At 69.8% G+C, this 17,463-nt stretch carries 17 protein-coding genes; 12 read left to right on the top strand and 5 right to left on the bottom strand.

From position 1 onward, the window contains the following. Nucleotides 1–28: 28 nt before the first annotated feature. The 3 genes from AC06G6_RS13850 to AC06G6_RS13840 form a co-directional block, all read right to left on the bottom strand. Nucleotides 29–331: a hypothetical protein gene (locus tag AC06G6_RS13850; protein WP_282383970.1), complete on the bottom strand. Its 303-nt coding sequence runs from the start codon at nucleotides 329–331 to the stop codon at nucleotides 29–31. A gap of 69 nt (nucleotides 332–400) precedes the next feature. Then, nucleotides 401–625: a DUF3107 domain-containing protein gene (locus AC06G6_RS13845; RefSeq protein WP_307460103.1), complete on the bottom strand. Its 225-nt coding sequence runs from the start codon at nucleotides 623–625 to the stop codon at nucleotides 401–403. Nucleotides 626–677: 52 nt separating this feature from the next. Further along, nucleotides 678–1,343, bottom strand: coding sequence for a TetR/AcrR family transcriptional regulator (locus AC06G6_RS13840; RefSeq protein WP_307460101.1), 666 nt, complete (start codon nucleotides 1,341–1,343; stop codon nucleotides 678–680). An 84-nt stretch (nucleotides 1,344–1,427) separates the two neighbouring features. Between AC06G6_RS13840 and moeB the strand changes: the two genes are divergently transcribed. Beyond that, complete coding sequence (gene moeB, locus AC06G6_RS13835) at nucleotides 1,428–2,648, top strand: molybdopterin-synthase adenylyltransferase MoeB (RefSeq protein ID WP_479822942.1); 1,221 nt, start codon at nucleotides 1,428–1,430, stop codon at nucleotides 2,646–2,648. A gap of 200 nt (nucleotides 2,649–2,848) precedes the next feature. Beyond that, nucleotides 2,849–3,286 (top strand): VOC family protein, encoded by a 438-nt coding sequence (locus AC06G6_RS13830; RefSeq protein WP_479822940.1) that lies wholly within the window; start codon nucleotides 2,849–2,851, stop codon nucleotides 3,284–3,286. Nucleotides 3,287–3,388: 102 nt separating this feature from the next. Here the strand turns inward: AC06G6_RS13830 and AC06G6_RS13825 are convergent, their stop codons facing one another. After that, the gene (locus AC06G6_RS13825; protein WP_479822938.1) at nucleotides 3,389–3,916 is read right to left on the bottom strand and encodes a hypothetical protein; all 528 of its coding nucleotides are present in this window, start codon (nucleotides 3,914–3,916) and stop codon (nucleotides 3,389–3,391) included. A 357-nt stretch (nucleotides 3,917–4,273) separates the two neighbouring features. Here AC06G6_RS13825 and AC06G6_RS13820 point away from each other — a divergent pair, with 357 nt between their 5' ends. Beyond that, nucleotides 4,274–6,034 (top strand): HNH endonuclease signature motif containing protein, encoded by a 1,761-nt coding sequence (locus tag AC06G6_RS13820; RefSeq protein ID WP_479822936.1) that lies wholly within the window; start codon nucleotides 4,274–4,276, stop codon nucleotides 6,032–6,034. Between the two features lie 197 nt (nucleotides 6,035–6,231). Here the strand turns inward: AC06G6_RS13820 and AC06G6_RS13815 are convergent, their stop codons facing one another. After that, nucleotides 6,232–7,569, bottom strand: a complete 1,338-nt coding sequence (locus tag AC06G6_RS13815) for a glutamyl-tRNA reductase (protein ID WP_479822933.1) — start codon at nucleotides 7,567–7,569, stop codon at nucleotides 6,232–6,234. A 181-nt stretch (nucleotides 7,570–7,750) separates the two neighbouring features. Between AC06G6_RS13815 and hemE the strand changes: the two genes are divergently transcribed. From hemE to AC06G6_RS13770, 9 genes are all read left to right on the top strand, one after another. Further along, complete coding sequence (gene hemE / locus AC06G6_RS13810; RefSeq protein WP_479822929.1) at nucleotides 7,751–8,848, top strand: uroporphyrinogen decarboxylase; 1,098 nt, start codon at nucleotides 7,751–7,753, stop codon at nucleotides 8,846–8,848. Between the two features lie 4 nt (nucleotides 8,849–8,852). Next, nucleotides 8,853–10,331, top strand: coding sequence for a protoporphyrinogen oxidase (hemG, locus tag AC06G6_RS13805; RefSeq protein ID WP_479822927.1), 1,479 nt, complete (start codon nucleotides 8,853–8,855; stop codon nucleotides 10,329–10,331). Nucleotides 10,332–10,441: 110 nt separating this feature from the next. After that, nucleotides 10,442–11,287, top strand: a complete 846-nt coding sequence (locus tag AC06G6_RS13800) for a hypothetical protein (protein WP_479822925.1) — start codon at nucleotides 10,442–10,444, stop codon at nucleotides 11,285–11,287. 130 nt (nucleotides 11,288–11,417) lie between these two features. Further along, nucleotides 11,418–12,131 (top strand): hydrogen peroxide-dependent heme synthase, encoded by a 714-nt coding sequence (gene hemQ, locus AC06G6_RS13795; protein WP_479822922.1) that lies wholly within the window; start codon nucleotides 11,418–11,420, stop codon nucleotides 12,129–12,131. After that, nucleotides 12,128–13,408 (top strand): ferrochelatase, encoded by a 1,281-nt coding sequence (locus AC06G6_RS13790; RefSeq protein ID WP_479822920.1) that lies wholly within the window; start codon nucleotides 12,128–12,130, stop codon nucleotides 13,406–13,408. The genes hemQ and AC06G6_RS13790 overlap by 4 nt, the downstream gene beginning before the upstream one ends. Further along, nucleotides 13,405–14,403 carry a hydroxymethylbilane synthase gene (hemC, locus tag AC06G6_RS13785; RefSeq protein WP_479822917.1) on the top strand — a complete coding sequence of 333 codons (999 nt, stop codon included), beginning with the start codon at nucleotides 13,405–13,407 and terminating at the stop codon, nucleotides 14,401–14,403. Before AC06G6_RS13790 ends, hemC begins: the two co-directional genes overlap by 4 nt. Nucleotides 14,404–14,423: 20 nt before the next feature. Beyond that, nucleotides 14,424–15,383 (top strand): uroporphyrinogen-III synthase, encoded by a 960-nt coding sequence (locus AC06G6_RS13780; protein ID WP_479822914.1) that lies wholly within the window; start codon nucleotides 14,424–14,426, stop codon nucleotides 15,381–15,383. After that, nucleotides 15,380–16,360, top strand: coding sequence for a porphobilinogen synthase (gene hemB, locus AC06G6_RS13775; RefSeq protein WP_479822911.1), 981 nt, complete (start codon nucleotides 15,380–15,382; stop codon nucleotides 16,358–16,360). The genes AC06G6_RS13780 and hemB overlap by 4 nt, the downstream gene beginning before the upstream one ends. Next, complete coding sequence (locus AC06G6_RS13770) at nucleotides 16,360–17,463, top strand: LLM class flavin-dependent oxidoreductase (protein ID WP_479822909.1); 1,104 nt, start codon at nucleotides 16,360–16,362, stop codon at nucleotides 17,461–17,463. The genes hemB and AC06G6_RS13770 overlap by 1 nt, the downstream gene beginning before the upstream one ends.

Raw genomic sequence — 17,463 nt, 5'->3', positions numbered from 1 at the left:
CGGCAGCCCGCCCGCTGCCGGCAAGCGGCTAGTAGCGCAGGATGGCGGTGAGCCGGGCGGTGTCGCGGCTCGTGCGGGTCCTGCCCAGGTACAGCACGGCCGCCACGGAGGCGGCGGCGCCCAGGACCATGGGCAGCACCCACGGAATCCAGGTCAGGCCCGGCTGGTAGCCAAGCCCGGCGGCCATGAAGGCGATCCAGCTCAGCATCCCGACCGTCAGAGACACCCCGGCCGGCACGGCGATGCCGTACTTGGCGTGGCGCTTGTCGTTGGCCCACACCACAAAGCCCGCGGCCACGGTCACCAGGGCAACCACAATCAGGGAAAGCATGTCGGGACTCCTTGCGGGTCGGGGCGCCGGCCGGCAGCGGTGCTGCCGGCGCACAGGGGCGGCTGGTGGTTAGAGCGCGCCGAAGCCGACGCGGCGTACTTCCTCGGCGCCGATTTCAACATAGCCCAGGACGTTCGCGGGAATGATGATCAGGCGGCCTTTTTCATCCGTCAGGCGCAGCTCCGTGCCCTTCGCGATGGCCTCGCCGACCACCTTGGCCACGGCGTCGGCCTCCTGGGACGATTCCAGGACAATTTCGCGGCCGATGTTCTGTATGCCGATCTTTACTTCCACAGCAAGGCCTCCCAGCCAATCAAAGTTCTCAGGTGTTATGTCTATTTGTAGTCTAGGTTTCCTTGGGGAAGCGTGAGATTCCGCGCCAAGCTAAACGGTAGATCAGATCGCTGGCCACATCGAGGTCGAGATTGCCGTCGGTTTCCAGCCAGTACCGGGCGCTGACCTGCGCCATTCCGGCGAGCCCGCGGCCCAGCAGCTGGGACTCCAGTTCGGGCAGCTTGGTGTCCTCGGCGATGACCCGGGCGACGGCGTCGGCGAAGGTCTTGTTGAACGCTTCCAGCCGGGCGCTGACATCGGCGTCGTTGACGAGGTCGGATTCGAAGACGAGGCGGTGGGCCTGGTCGTCGCTGGCGATGAAGCGGAAATAGGCCCGCATGACCGCCTGGACGCGCTCATCGTTGTCCGTGGTGGAGTTCAGGGCACCGAGCAGCAGCTCAATCAGTTTGCTCAGCTGGCTGTCGAGCAGGGCCAGGTAGAGCTCGCGTTTGGACGGGAAGTGCTGGTACAGCACGGGCTTGCTGACATGGGCGGTCTCGGCGATTTCGTCCATCGCGGCCCCGTGGTAACCGTTCGCCACGAACACTTCCTGGGCCGCTGCGAGCAACTGTGCCCGGCGCTCATCGCGGGGCAGCCGCGCCGATCGCTGTCCGCTGCGTGCCGGGACGTCCGGTGACTTACCGGCATGACCCCGCTCAACCGGTGCCTGATGAACCACTGTCGGCCTTCTTTCGCTTGCTGTTACGTCCACTTTACGTGCCGGTAATATGACCTGGCGGCATCTTCGGGCATAGATTGAAGTATGGCTTCCAAGTTCACCCCCAGCCCAGGCCCCGCAACCCCGGAAACTGCGCCCGCGGCGTCCGGACCGCTGGTGGAACCGGCCGACGGACTGAGCCCGGCCGAGGTGGAACGGTACTCCCGGCACCTGATCATCCCGGAGATTGGGTCGATCGGGCAGCGCCGGCTGAAAAATGCCAAGGTCCTCGTGATCGGCGCCGGCGGCCTGGGCTCTCCCGCGCTCCTGTACCTGGCCGCCGCCGGCGTGGGAACCTTGGGAATCGTCGACGACGACACCGTGGACCTGAGCAATCTCCAGCGCCAGGTGATCCACGGTGTGGCGGACGTGGGCCGGCCCAAGATCGAGTCGGCGCGCGACGCCATTGCCGCCCTGAACCCGCTCGTGGAGGTCCGGCTGCACAACGTCCGGCTGGACGCCTCCAATGCCCTGGAGCTGTTCGCCGGCTACGACCTCATCCTGGACGGCGCCGACAACTTCGCCACCCGCTACCTCGTGAACGATGCCGCGGCGATCCTCGGCAAGCCCTACGTCTGGGGTTCGATCTTCCGCTTCGACGGGCAGGTCAGCGTCTTCTGGGAGCAGTTCGGCCCCACCTACCGCGACCTGTACCCGGAGGCGCCGCCGGCTGGGTCGGTGCCGTCCTGCGGGGAAGGCGGCGTGTTCGGGATGCTCTGCGCCGCCGTCGGCTCGCTCATGGTGACGGAGGCCGTCAAGCTGATCACCGGCGTCGGGCGTTCACTGCTGGGCCGGGTGGCGCTCTTCGACGCCCTCGGGGGGACCTGGCGCGAAATCAAGGTCTCCCGCGATCCCGAGGCGGAGCGGATCACGGAACTGACCGACTATGAGGCGTTCTGCGGCATCACCCCGGCCGCGGAGGCGGGCACCGAACACACCGTGACCGCAACGCAGCTGGCCACGATGCTGGCCTCCCGCACGGCAGGACTCAAGGACTTCCACCTGGTCGATGTGCGGGAAACAGGGGAGTACGACATCGTCCGGATCGACGGGGCCGTCCTGATCCCGCAGGGCCGGATCCTGGCCGGCGAGGCCTGGCACGAGCTGCCGCAGGACATGGACATCGTGTTCCACTGCAAGGCCGGGACCCGGTCCGCGGCCGTCCTCGCGGCCGCCCGGGCCGCCGGCTATGAGCGCGTCAGCCACCTCGACGGCGGAATCCTGGCCTGGGTGCGGGACGTGGAGCCGGACAAACCGGTCTACTGACCGGCTCAGCAGCGTCTCCCTAGTGACGGGCGCGGCTCGACAACCGACACCGGGCCCTTCGTCGGCCCGGAGCATGTCACCGGGTCCATGTTCTCCTGTGTTTCCATCGCAAGGGGCAGATATGGGTGCCCCGCCCCGACGGATCAACGGCCAGACCGCGTGCACTGGAGCTAATCGGTCCGGCTTGGTAGCTTCAACGCATGGCCATCAAACTTGAGAACGTCGGTATCGCCGTTCGCGACCTCGAAGCAACAATCGCCTTTTTCACCGACCTCGGGCTCACGGTCGTCGGCCGTGACACGGTCAGCGGCGAGTGGACCGACACGGCCGTCGGACTTGACGGCAACCACGCCAACATAGCGATGCTCCAGACCCCAGACGGTCATGGTCGACTTGAGCTCTTCGAATACATCCACCCCAAAGCGAACGAGTCGAACCCAACTCGTCCCAACGACATCGGCATGCACCGCGTGGCCTTCTCGGTCGACGACATCGACAAAGCACTTGAGATCGCTGCCAAGCACGGATGCCATCCGCTGCGCGGCGTGGCGACCTACGGCGACGAATACAAACTCACGTACCTCCGCGGTCCCAGCGGAATCATCGTGATGCTCGCCGAGAAACTGAAGAAAGACTGACACCCGGATCGGTGCGGTGCAGCGTGTCGCTAGTAGCCTCCCCCGATGCACAAGACGACCCCCAGAAAATTCAGGGGCCCCTTTGGCGTGTCCCTGGACCGGTCACAGGTTGCTTTGCCACATAGCGACAAACCGCGGCAGAGACTTCCCCACAGAAGAAGCGTTAGCCAGCACAATCGTGTTCGCGGGCGGGGCCCTCCAGAACTGCACCAGGTGCCTTTCCTTCGACTCTTCCACGACGATGTCGTAATCCAAGTCCCTGCCGACGGCGTGAAGCCGGGCCCGATAGCTGCCCGCCTCCGCCGCTGACATGGACCCGACATCGTGCGTGTCGGCGCCAGTGGGCTGGTTGAAGTACACCTTGCCCTCCGGGATGACCAGGGACACGTCAGCAACGTCTTCCCAGCCGGGGGTGACCGTGTCCGGCTCGCGATCAAGGACCTCAATCGTCAGGTGGATAGGTCCGCCGTAGATTCCGGTGAAGACCAAAGGCACCCTGAGCGTTGGAGGTGTCTTTCTGCTCTGTGCCGCTTTGAGCGCCTCGACGGGATCTACGGGTTGGGGCGGTTCCACGACCAGGTCGACAAGGTGGCTCCACGCGTTGATGTCGAAATCCGCTGATTGGATCACAGGCCTTGCCTTTCAGGCGATGCACGTAGAACGGGTACGCGTCGATGACCCGCATCGGGGTGTAGAGGACGAGTATCTCGGACAGAAGCCGTCGACGTCTGTGGACTGCTACAAACCGTGAACCTGCTACTGGTGATCATAGGTGTGTAGTCGGAGTTAGTGCTGTCTGCATGTCCCGAGAAGCATGCGACGCAAGACAACTCAAAGCCCCGTTCAGCGGCACTAAGCGATCACAGAACTCCGTCACTAAGTGCTGAGCTCCACAGCTCAGTGGCGTTGATCGTTGCTGTCACCGACATCGCACGGTCATCGCCAGTTCCATCAAAAATTGTCGTAGCCACCCGATAATCTGCGGGTATGGAAAGCACGGTGTGGAGTGCGGAGAGCAGGGCGGCCCTGGCGGCTGTCGCGGCGGCCGTTGCCGCGCTGACCGCAATCAGCGGCGCCGGGGCGGACCACGCTGATCCGTCCGGCATTGATCCGTCCGGCGCCGTTCCGTCCCGGGAGACCGAGTCTGATCCGCTGTGGGCTGATCCGTTGCGGGATCGGGCGGATTCCTCCCTGGACGGTCTCTCAGGGTGGGCCGTTCTGGAAGCTAGTTCGGCCGCGCTGAAGGTGCATCTGACCGCTGATTACGCGGAGGCCACGCGGGCGATGGCGTCCCCGACCGCGTCCCTTCATGACCACACCGTCCAGGAGATGGCGATGGTCGCCGAGCTCGCCTGTGTCCTGACGGTGAGCGAAAACGCCGCCGGTGCCCTGCTGGGTCAGAGCCAGGCCCTGACAACGCAGCTGCCGCTGACCCTGGAGGCGTTGCAGGCCGGGACGATCTCCTGGGCCCACGCCCGGATCATGGTCGACGAAACGACCGACCTGGGCCCGGAAGGGGCCGCGGCGCTGGAAGCGCACTTCCTGGACCCCGACGCGCCCCACCCGGCCCGCGGGTGCCCGGCCGGGGAGCTCGTCCCGGGCCGGTTCCGCGCCAAATCCCGCACCTGGCGCGAACGCCACCACCCGGACAGCATCGAGAAACGCCACATCAAGTCCGCCACGGACCGGCGGGTCGAGTTCGCCCCGGACCGGGACGGGATGGCCTGGTTCTCCGCGTACCTGCCGGCGGTAACGGCCGCGGGGATCTGGGAACGGACCACCGCCGCCGCCCGCGCCCTCCAGGGCCCGGACGAGACCCGGACCCTGACCCAGCTCCGCGCCGACGTCGCCGCCTCCCTGCTCCTGGGCCCCGGTGGCGGCGCCGACGGCAACGGCGGCGCTGATGGCAACGGTCTAACCGGGGAGGTGCCGGTCCCGCGCGCGCAGGTCCTCATCACCGTCCCGGTCCTGTCCCTGCTCGGAGCCACCGAGGAACCGGCGATGCTCGACGGATACGGGCCGATCCCGCCGTCCATGGCCCGCCGCCTGGTCGCCGACGGCGCGGACTCGTTCTACCGGGTCCTGGTCGACCCCCGCGACGGGGCCCCGCTGGAAATCGGCCGGACCAACTACCGCCCCACGAAGGCCCAGCGCCGCTGGCTCCGGCTCCGCGACGGCCGGTGCCCCTTCCCGGGCTGCAACAACCAGTCCCTGGACAACGAGGCCGACCACCTCCTGGCCTGGGCCGACGGCGGCACCACCGGAATCACCAACCTCGGCCAGCCATGCCGCAAGCACCACGGCCTCAAACACGGCTCCGGATGGACACCCTCCGGGGCCAGCAAAGACAAACCCCCAGGCTGGACCTCACCCTCCGGACGGTACTACCCCAGCGAACAGCAGGACTGGGAACCACCCCACTGGCCACCCCACCTCCAACCCGCCGGCGACGGCTTAGACGAAGTCCAGCCCGCGGACGAAGGACCGGACCAAACCCTGCCCCCGGATCCAGGATCTTATCCGGACCCGGATCCCGAACCGGCCCTGACGGCGTATCCAGGTTGGAACCCAGATCTGGACCTGCCCGCGGACCCGGACTGGGATCCCGGCTGTGATCCCGACGTGGACGCGCCGCCTGACCCCGGCCGGGATCCCAACCTGGAAATGCCGCCGGATCCCTTCACGGACTGGTACTTGTTCACAGCCGGGCACCCCTGCCCAACAAAGACACCGACCGCCGGGGCCTGACTCTGAGTTAGTTTGTAACGGGTTGGCTTGCTGGGCTATGTCGCCGCTGTCGTCTCGGCGGATGCACAAGAGATCGGATCGAATTGTTGACGCCGAGTTTCGACGTGAAGCCGTCGCTTCAGGGTCATGCCTGCGTGCCAGCCAGCCGGCTAAGGCCATCGGGCGGTCATGCCAGGCGGAAGCGCCGGTTAAGCCGCCTAAGCGATTTCCTGCACGCCGCCCGGTGCGGAACTGTCACGGTGTTCAACCGGGCACCCGGCGTCGGCCGGTTTTGCCACGGGCTGTTCGACCGTGATGCCGTAGAGCGCCTCCAGGGCGGCCACATAGTCTTCCTGCTGGCCGTTAGCGGCGAGCTCGCGGGCCCGGACGGTGGGGACGTGCAGCAGCTGCTTGACCATCCGGCGGAGCGCGAACTCGACTTCCTCGGCCGCGGCGGTGCAGCCGTGGCGGGCCCGGACTTTTTCCATTTCCGTGTCCAGAACGTTCATGGTGTGCCGGCGCAGGGCGACGATGGCGGAGTCCACCGAGCGGGCCTCGCGTTCCTGCTCGAACGCGCTGGCCGCGCCGGCCACGATGCTGCTGGCCTGCGCCAGCGATTCGGACTGTTCCTGCGGGGCGGCCAGGCGGACCGATTCCAGCGTGAGCAGTTCGACGCCGTCGAGTCCGCCGACAGCGGGATCAAAATCGTGGGTAAGGGCGAGGTCAATGGCGATCAGGGGCTGGGGCGATGCCGCCCGGACGCTGGCCAGTTCGGATGCTTCGACGCGGGTGTCCGCGCCGCTGCAGCCGATCATGACGTCGGCGGCGGCGACGGCGGCCGGGAGGCTGTCGCCGTCCAGCGCGGTCCCGCCGCGGGTGGCGACGAAACCGGCGGCGCGTCCCGAGGAGGAGTACACGGACACGTCGGTGCAGCCGCGTTCACGCAGCAGCGACATGGTGGCGCCGGCGTAGGCGCCGGTGCCGAACACCACGACCTTTTTGGTGGACCAGTCGGGGACTTCGGACAGCTCGGTGGCGAGGTCGAGGGCCACGGAGACAACCGAGAGGCCGCGGGCGCCCAGGGCCGTCTGCGCTCCGACGTCCTTGGCGGTCTTCGACGCCGCCTGGAAGAGCCGGACAAGGCCGGCGCTGGCCGTGCCTTCGTGCTGGGCCGTAATCAGGGCCCGCCGGACCTGGCCGGCTATTTCGCGTTCCCCAACGACGGCGGAGTCCAGCCCGGAGCTGACGGAAAACAGGTGCTGGGTGACGTCCGCGCCTGTGCGGGTGCTGAAGGACCGCGCCACGAGCTGTTCGTTGAGTCCGGTGGAGCCGCTGAGCTGGGCGATGAGGGCCAGGCGGGCGTCTTCGACGTCGTCCTGCCGGTGCGCTTCACCGTAAATTTCGAAGCGGTTGCAGGTGGCAAGCACAATGGCACCCGCCACGGCCGGCGATCCGGCGAGGGCGGATGTGGCGAGCTCGGAAGCACCGGTGCTCAGTAGAGCAACGGTCTCGAGGTCGATGTCGGCGTGGGTCGCCACCAGAGAAAAAAGAACCACAGCATCACAATCATAGCTTTTTCGTTCCCGCGTAGAACAACAGCCCGGCGTGCGACTGCCCACGCGGGGCTGTGATTCCCGCCACGGCCGGGGCCCAGGCTGAGCGCGGCCCGGGTCGCAGCCCTTGCCGGTGACAGGCTGTCGTTATCTTTTGGGGCTGATTTTCGGCACAATCGAAGTCATGACTCCTCGCGCTGCGGCAACCCCCGAACTCTCCGGCCTTGACGCCGGGCACCCCCTGATGGACGGCCGCACCGCGGATTCCCCGCTGATCACCGCCTACCGCGGCGGCAAGCCCTCCCGCCGTCCGGTGTGGTTCATGCGACAGGCCGGCCGCTCGCTGCCCGAATACCTCAAGCTGCGCGAGGGCGTCGCGATGCTGGACTCCTGCCTGCGGCCGGAACTGGCCTCCGAGATCACCCTGCAGCCGGTCCGCCGTCACGACGTCGACGCCGCCATCTTCTTCTCCGACATCGTCATTCCGCTCAAGCTGGCCGGCGTCGGCGTCGACATCGTGCCCGGCGTCGGTCCCGTGCTGGAGAAACCGGTCCGCACCGCGGCCGACGTCGCCGCCCTGCCCCAGCTGACCTGGGAAGCCCTCGAACCCATCCGCGAGGCCGTCCGGCTCACCGTGGCCCAGCTGGGGAAGACCCCGCTGATCGGCTTCGCCGGCGCGCCGTTCACGCTCGCGGCCTACATGGTCGAAGGAAAGCCCTCCCGTGATCACCTCGGCCCGCGCACCATGATGCACGCCGACCCGGAGACCTGGACCGCGCTGGCCAACTGGGCCGCGGACGCCTCCGGCATGTTCCTGCGGGCCCAGCTGGAAGCCGGCGCTTCCGCCGGGCAGCTCTTCGACTCCTGGGCCGGATCCCTCGGCCTGGCCGACTACAAGCGCTTCGTCGCCCCGGCCTCCTCCCGCGCCCTGGACCACGTGCGTGACCTCGGCGCCCCGCTGATCCACTTCGGTACCGGCACCTCGGAACTGCTCGTCGCCATGCGCGACGTCGGCGTCGACGTCGTCGGGGTGGACTACCGGCTGCCGCTGGATGAAGCCAACCGCCGGCTGGGCGGCACGGTTCCGCTGCAGGGCAACATCGACCCGGCCCTGCTGTCCGCTCCGTGGGAAGTACTGGAAGCCCACGTCCGCGACGTCATCGCCGCCGGCGCCGCAGCCCCCGGCCACGTGCTAAACCTCGGCCACGGTGTGCCGCCGGAAACCGATCCCGACGTGCTGACGCGCGTCGTCACACTCATCCACTCGATCTCCCCGGAGTAAGCGCGTGGAGGCAGCCCGCGGCGCCGCCGGGGACACCGCAGCGCCCACCGCCGTGGTGGTGGGCGGAGGGATCTCCGGCCTGCTGGCCGCCCGCGAACTGGCCCGCGCCGGCGTCCGCACCACGGTCCTGGAGGCCTCCGGCACGTGGGGCGGCTGCGTCGGCAGCCATGTCGTGGCCGGCCTGACCCTGGACAGCGGCGCCGAGTCCTTCGCCACCCGTTCCTCCGCCGTCGCGGACCTCGCCGCCGAACTGGGGCTGTCCGGGAAAATCGTCGCCCCGCAGCCGGGCGGCGCCTGGGTCCAGCTGCCCGACGGCCCGCGCGAACTTCCCCGCACCGGAGTCCTTGGCATTCCGGCCAACCCCTGGGACCCGGAAGTCCGCCGCTCCCTGGGCCTGCTCGGGTCGCTCCGGGCCTCGCTCGACAAGCTGCTGCCCGCCTCGCTGGGGACACGGGACGCGGCCGTGAGCGTCTCGGCCCTGGTCCGCGCGCGGATGGGACGGCGCGTGCTCGACCGCCTCGTGGCGCCCGTCGTCGGCGGCGTCCACTCTGCAGACCCGGACGTCCTGGACATCGACATGGTGGCCCCCGGCCTGCGCGCCGGGATCCGGGACCACGGCTCCCTCGCCGCCGCCGTGGGGGCGCAACGTCGTGGCGCCCCGACGGGGGGAGGGGCTGTCCCCGCGGCGCCGTCACCGGGACTGCAGAAGGCGGGATCGGCCGTGGCGGGACTGCGCGGCGGAATGCACACCCTGATCCCGGCCCTGCTCACCGAGCTGCGCCGCCAGGGCGCGACGCTGCTCGGCGGCACCCGGGCCGACACCGTGGAGCGCACTGCCGGCGGCTGGCGGGTCACCGCAGGCGGCACCGCCTACGACGCCGGGCTCCTGGTCATCGCCGTGGAAGGCCCGGCAGCCATCGAACTGCTCTCCGACGCCCTGCCGGAGCTGGCCGGCCACCGCCCCGAGCCCGGACCCGATGTCAGTCTGGTCACGCTCGTGGTGGACCTGCCCCAGCTCGACGCCCGGCCGCGCGGCACCGGAGTCCTGGTCGCGCCGCAGAGCCCCGGAATCCAGGCCAAGGCCCTCACCCACGCCACCGCCAAATGGGAGTGGCTGGCCGAGCAGACCGGCCCCGGCACCCACGTTGTCCGGCTGTCCTACGGCCGCGGTGAGACCCGGCACGGGGCCGCGGCCCGGCCGGAGCCCCGCACCGACACGGAGCTGTTCGAGGCGGCCTTGAAGGACGCCTCCGCCCTGCTCTCCGTTCCGGTCACCGCCGGCGACGTGGTGGACTGGGACGTAGTGCGCTGGGGCGGTGCACTGCCGTTCGCCTCGCTCGGACACAAGCGCCGCGTCGGGCAGGTGCGCAGCATCTGCGCTGCGGACGGCACCCTGGCAATAGTGGGCGGCTGGCTGTCCGGCAACGGCCTGGCCGCGATCGTGGCCGACACCCCGCACCAGGTCCGGCAGCTGCTGCCCTGAGTGGGGCCGGAGCCGTGTAACCGCCCTCCGTTTTGGCCGCCCGGGCACCCATAAAAAGCGGGAAACGGCAAATTTTCCCCCGCCTCCGCTGACGGCTAATGTCGATGACCATGCTTACTCACAGGTCCAACGTACAAAAAACGCAGACCGGTCACCACGGGGGACTTCGGCGCGGCACGGCGGCTGCCGCGCTCGGAGTGGTGCTGGCTTTTTCCGCAGGCGCGCCAGCCGCGCACGCGGCCACAGTTTCTTCCGCTGCTGCCTCAGTTGCCGGCGCGACGGACCTGCAGTCCCTTGGTCTCGCCGGCCGGGTTGGCGGCCTGCTGGCGCCGTCGAAGCACCCCTCGCCGAGCGCCACGCCTTCAGGCCCCTCCCCGCAGCCCACCTCCTCCGAGGATCGTGACGAGCCGGAGCCCAGCCGCAGCCCCAAGCCGTCGCCGGGCCGGACCGTCACCCCTCAGCCCGTGGCACCCCAGCCCGTCGCTCCGCAGCCTGTGGCACCCCAGCCCGCCGTGCCGGCCGTGCCAGCCCAGCCCGCAGTGCCAGCCGTGCCAGCGCAGCCCGCGGTGCCAGCCGTGCCAGCGCAGCCCGCGCAGCCGGCCGTGCCGGCGGGACCGCAGCCCGCCACCCCGGCCGCGCCTGCGGTTCGAGCCCCGGGCGGGTCCGCTGCCGATCCGGTACCGGCCGCCGAAGTTCCCGCCGGGACCGCGGCCCCCGCCGAAACCCCGGCATCGCCGTCAGCGGCGGCGTCGCCGTCGAACACGGCCACAGCTTCCCCGACAGCCACGGCCAGCCCCGCGACGTCGTCCGCGAGGCCACGCTCCGGGAGCACCTCGATGGAGGCGACTTCGACCCGGGAACCCGCCGGAGCCTCGCCGTTGCTCGGCCTGGGCATCGGCCTCGTGGCACTGTCGTGTGCAGCCGGCGTCGTGGTCCTGCGGCTGCGCCGCGTCTGACATCCCGACGGCTGCCTCAGGGTGCAGCGTCCGGCACCGGAGTCCCCGGCGATGTGAAATAAAGCACTTCTACGCGCTGTAGAAGTGCTTTATTTCGACTTCATTGAGGGGAAGGGGCAGACTGGTATCCATGAGCCACACTTCTGCCGAAACTGTCACTAAAACTGAATCAGCCAGCGAAGAATCAGGCGAGCAGTTCTTCACCCTCTGGACCGTTTTCAAGCGATCCGCCGACGTCCTCCGCAGCGGCGATGCTGCCGAGGAATACGAAGCCCTCACCGCACGGCTGGCCGAGGCCGGGGTGGTCCACCGGGGCAGCTACGACGTTTCAGCGATGCGCGCCGATGCCGACATCATGGTCTGGCTGCACGGCCCCCAGCCGGAGGCCCTTCAGCGCGCGGTCCGCGATATCCGCCGCAGCAAGCTGTTCACCGGCACCGAGATTGCCTGGTCCGCCATGGGAGTGCACCGGGAGGCCGAGTTCGCCAAGAACCACACCCCCGCCTTCTCCCGCGGGGTGGAGCCGGCAGAGTGGCTCTGCGTCTACCCCTTCGTCCGCTCCTACGAGTGGTACCTGCTGCCCGACGCCGAACGCGGCGCGATGCTGCGCGACCACGGCATGCTGGGCCGGGACTTCCCCCAGGTCATCTCCAACACCGTGTCCTCCTTCGCCCTGGGTGACTGGGAATGGATCCTGGGCCTGGAAGCCCCCGAACTGGTGGACCTGGTGGACCTGATGCGCCACCTGCGCGCCACCGAAGCCCGCCACCACGTCCGCGAGGAAATCCCGTTCTACACCGGTCGCCGCGTCAGCGCCGCCGAGATTGCCGAGGTCCTGTCATGAGCCCGCTCGATCCGCAGAGCGTTGTCGCAGCCGACACCTCCATCAACGAGGTGACCGAAGCCGGCCGGATGGCCCCGAAGGCCTACGACGCCGTGCTGCTCGCCTCCTTCGGCGGCCCGGAAGGCCAGGACGATGTCCTCCCGTTCCTGCGTAATGTCACCCGCGGCCGCGGCATCCCGGACGAGCGCCTCGAAGAGGTCTCGCACCACTACCGCGCCAACGGCGGCATCAGCCCGATCAACCAGCAGAACCGCGAGCTCAAGGCCGGCCTCGAGGCCGAACTCGCCGCACGCGGGATCGGGCTGCCGGTCTTCTGGGGCAACCGCAACTGGGCCCCCTACATCCCGCAGACCCTCCAGGACATCTACGACGCCGGGCACCGCAAGGTCCTGATGCTCACCACCAGCGCCTACTCCTGCTACTCCAGCTGCCGCCAGTACCGCGAGGACATCGGCATCGCGCTGACCGAAACCGGCCTCGACGGACGGCTCGAAGTCGACAAGGTCCGCCAGTACTTCGACCACCCCGGCTTCGTCGAGCCGTTCGTGGAAGGCACCGCCGCAGGCCTCGCCGACGTCCGCGCCCAGCTGGCCGCCGCCGGCACCCCGGACGCGCCCGTCCACATCCTGTTCGCCACGCACTCCATCCCCACCCGCGACGCCGAAGCGGCCGGCCGCTCCGACGCGGAACCGCGCCGCTTCGAGGAAGACTCCGCCTACGTCGCGCAGCACCTGGCCTCCGGCACCGAGGTCATCCGCCGCGTGGAGGCCGCGACCGGCGACACCGCCCCCTGGTCCCTCGTCTACCAGTCCCGCTCCGGCGCCCCGCACGTGCCATGGCTGGAACCGGACATCAACGACGCCATCGAGGAACTCGCCGGCCAGGGCGTCAAGGGCATCGTCATCGTCCCGCTCGGCTTCGTCAGCGACCATATGGAAGTCGTCTGGGACCTCGACACCGAGGCCCTGGAAACCTGCGCCCGGCTGGACCTCGCCGCCACGCGGGTCCCCACGCCCGGGACGCACCGCAAGTTCGTGGGCGGGCTCGTGGACCTGATCTGCGAGCGGACCGCCGAGAACAACATCGCCGACCGCCCGCACCTGACCAAGCTCGGCCCGTGGTACGACGTCTGCCGTCCGGGCTGCTGCGCCAACTTCCGCGGCGAAAAGCCGACCATCGCGGGCGCCGACACCACCACCGGCACCGGCCACGACCCCTACCCGGCCGCCGCTGCCGCCGGCACAGCCGCTCCGGCGGCGGATCGGGACGCACTGTGAGCGTCCGGATCGGAACCCGGGCCAGCAATCTGGCCCTCACCCAGACGCAGCAGACCGCGGACCAGCTGGCCGCCGTCGGCGGGTTCCCCGTCGAGCTGGTGCACATCCGCACCGACGGCGACGTCCTCACCGGGTCGCTGTCCCAGATGGGCGGCACCGGCGTCTTCGTCGCGGCCCTCCGCGATGCCCTGCTGCAGGACCGCTGCGACGTCGCGGTGCACTCGCTCAAGGACCTCCCCACCGGGGCAGCCCTCGGGCTGACGCTCGCGGCGACGCCGAAACGCGCCGACGTCCGGGATGTGCTCTGCGCCCGCGACGGGCTCAAGCTCGCGGACCTGCCCACCGGCGCCACCGTCGGCACGGGCTCGCCGCGGCGCGCAGCCCAGCTGCGGGCCGCCCGCCCGGACCTGGACATCCGTGACATCCGCGGCAACGTGGACACCCGGCTCGGCCGCGTCCCCGGGCTGCCCGGCAACAGCACCGACGCCGTGGTCGAAGGCAAAAGCTGCGATCTTGACGCCGTCGTGCTCGCCGCCGCCGGGCTGTCCCGGATCGGCCGACTCGACGCCGTCAGCGAATACCTTGAGACCGAGGTGATGCTGCCCGCCGCCGGGCAGGGCTCCCTCGCGATCGAATGCCGTTCCGCTGACGCGCCGCGCAAGGCGGGTTCCACCGAAGGCTCCCAGGGCGTGCTCGCGCAGGCCCTCGCCGCCCTCGACGACCCCGACACGAGGCTTGCCATCACCGCCGAACGGGCGCTCCTGGCCCGCCTCGAAGCCGGCTGCGCCGCGCCGGTGGGCGCCTACGCGTTCCGGAAAGGCAGCCTGCTCTACCTCGAGGCCGTGGTCTGCGCCGTGGACGGAACAGCCTCGGTCCGGGACAAAAAGGCCACCGACGGACTGACCGAGGTCGGGGCCACCCTGCTCGGGATTGAGCTCGCCGAAATCCTTCTGGCCCGCGGCGCCGCTGACATCGCGGACCTGGCCGCCTCCTGAACGGCGGAAACCATCAGCTCATGGGACGGCACAGCGGCCGCAACGACACCGACGGGCAAGCGGTGATGCTGGTGCCCGACGGCGCCCGGGTTCTCGTCGCGCGCAGCCCGGACCGTGCCGGGGACCTGGTCGCGGCGCTGCGCAAGGTCGGCGCCGACCCGCTGCTGCTGCCGCTGATCGATTTCGAGCTCGCCCGGGACCAGCACTCCCTGGACGTCGCCTTCGACGCCCTCGGCGCCGGCGCCTACACGTGGCTCGTGGTCAGCAGCGTGACCACGGTCCAGGCGCTCGAGGCCAAGGCCGCCGAGCGGGGAACCACCCTCAGCCGCTGGCTGCCGGGCAGCCTCCTCGTGGCCACGATCGGGCCCGCGACCCGGCGTTTCCTCGAATCCCGGGGAGTTGCGGTCGATCTGGCGCCCACCGGGCAGCAGTCCGGGGCCGGACTCATCGATATCTGGCCCGAGCACCAGGGCAGCGTGCTCCTGCCGCAGGCCGACATCGCCGACCCCCGGCTCCGCCGCGGACTGGAGGCCCGGGGCGCCTTCGTGCAGGCCGTCACCGCCTACAGCACCGTGGACTACCCGGCCGACCCGCGCCGGAGCCTCGCCGCGTGCCAGCCCGCCACGCCCCGCGGGCACAATACAGCCGCCGGCGCGCACGGGGACCATGCGGCCGCCGTCCTCACCCCGGAGCAGGCGAAAGCCGAAATCGGCGCCGGCCGGCTCGCCGCCGTGGTCGCCGCTTCCCCCAGCGCGGCCCGGCGCATCCACGAGGACCTCGCCCCGCTGGGCGGCTGCCGCTTCGTCGCGATCGGACGGTCCACCGCCGCCGAGGCTGAGTCGCTCGGCCTCACGGTCGCCGCCGTAGCCGAGGCGCCCACCGCCTCCGGCCTGGTCGCCGCCGTCGTCCGGTCCCTGGCCGGCCGGCCGTCCCCACCACCTCAGCCAGCAGCAGAGCCCACCGCAAAGGACACCGTATGAGCTTCCCGACCCACCGACCCCGCCGGCTCCGCACCACCCCGGCCATGCGCCGGCTGACGGCCGAACACCGCCTCTCGGCCTCGGAACTCATCCTGCCCGCGTTCATCCGTGAAGGCCTGACCGAGCCGAACCCGATCGCCTCGATGCCCGGCGTGCAGCAGCACACCACGGACACCCTGAAGCGCGCCGCCAGTGAGGCCGTGGCGCTCGGCGTCGGCGGCATCATGCTCTTCGGTATCCCCGCCGTCCGCGATGCCGCCGGCACCGCCTCACTGGACCCCGACGGCGTGCTGAACAAGGCCATCCGGGACGTCCGCGCCGAGGTCGGCGACGAGCTGGTCATCATGAGCGACGTCTGCCTGGACGAATTCACCGACCACGGGCACTGCGGTGTCCTCGACGCCCACGGCTACGTGGACAACGATGCCACCCTCGAGATTTACGGCCGGATGGCCGTGGCCCAGGCGGAGGCCGGCGCCCACGTGCTCGGCCCGTCCGGGATGATGGACGGCCAGATCGGTGTGATCCGGCAGGCCCTGGAGGACGCCGGCCACACCAACACCGCGGTCGTCGCCTACGCCGCGAAATACGCCTCGGCGTTCTACGGCCCGTTCCGCGAAGCGGTTGATTCCCAACTCAAGGGCGACCGCCGCACCTACCAGATGGACGCCGCTAACCGCCGCGAAGCAATCCTCGAAGTGGAGCTGGACCTCGCCGAGGGCGCCGACATGGTCATGGTGAAGCCCGCCATGAGCTACCTCGACATCCTCGCCGACGTCGCCGCCATGAGTTCCGTGCCGGTCGCCGCCTACCAGATCTCCGGTGAGTACTCGATGATCGAAGCCGCCGCCGCCAACGGCTGGATCGACCGCCGGGCCGCGATCACCGAATCGGTGCTGGGCATCAAACGCGCCGGGGCCAACATGGTCCTGACGTACTGGGCGAGCGAACTCGCCGGCTGGCTGAAGGAGTCCTGATGAGCACGGCGACCGGCCCGGCCTCCGGGTCCAACCCCACGGCGCCCGTGGGCCCGGGGCGCATCCTGCTGGGCCTGAACACCTTCGGCGACGTCGGGGTCTTCCCCGACGGACACCCGGTCCCGCATGCCCAGGTGCTGCGCCAGCTGCTGGAACAGGCCGAACTCGCGGACGAAGTGGGACTCCATGCCTTCGGTGTGGGGGAGCACCACCGCCGCGACTTCGCCGTGTCCGCCCCCGAGGTGTTCCTCGCCGCGGCGGCCGCCCGGACCAAACGGATCCGGCTCGGCTCGGCCGTCACCGTCCTGAGCTCCGATGACCCCATCCGCGTGTTCCAGCGCTTCTCGACCGTGGACGCCATCTCCAACGGCCGGGCCGAGGTCATGCTGGGCCGCGGTTCCTTCGTCGAGTCCTTCCCGCTCTTCGGCCTCGACCTGGCCGACTACGAGGTCCTGTTCGAGGAGAAGCTCGAGCTCTTCGACAAGGCCCGCGCCCAGAAGCCCATCCACTGGGAGGGCCGCACCCGCCCGGCCATCAACGGGCTCAGCGCCTACCCGCCGCTGGAACACCACCTGCTGCCCGCCTGGATCGGAGTGGGCGGGACGCCCGAATCGGTGCTGCGCTGCGCCGAATACGGCTACCCGATCATCTTCGCGATCATCGGCGGACAGCCGCGGTCCTTCGCCCCGCTGGCGAACCTCTACCGCGACGCGATGGCGAAATACGGCCACCCGATGCAGCAGATGGCCACGCATTCACCGGGCCACGTTGCCGAGACCGACGAGGAGGCGCGGGAGGAGTTTTTCCCGCACTGGCTCGGCCAGCGCAACCTGATCGGCGCCGAGCGCGGCTGGGGCCCCGGCAACCGGGCAGAGTTCGACGCCATGTGCACCCCCGAGGGCGCCCTCTACGTCGGCTCCCCGGACACCGTGGCCGCGAAGATCCTGCTGCTCAAGAAGAACCTGGCCGTGGACCGCTTTGACCTCAAGTACAGCAACGGCACCCTGCCGCACAAGGCGATGATGCGCTCCATCGAGCTGTTCGGCACCGAGGTGGCCCCCCGGGTGGCCACCCGGCTGGCAGCGGCCTCCCCGCAAGACTGA

Source organism: Arthrobacter sp. CJL-S3, assembly GCF_056711635.1.
The sequence above is the reverse complement of the archived record's forward strand: the minus strand, read 5'-3'. Positions and strand labels throughout refer to the sequence as shown.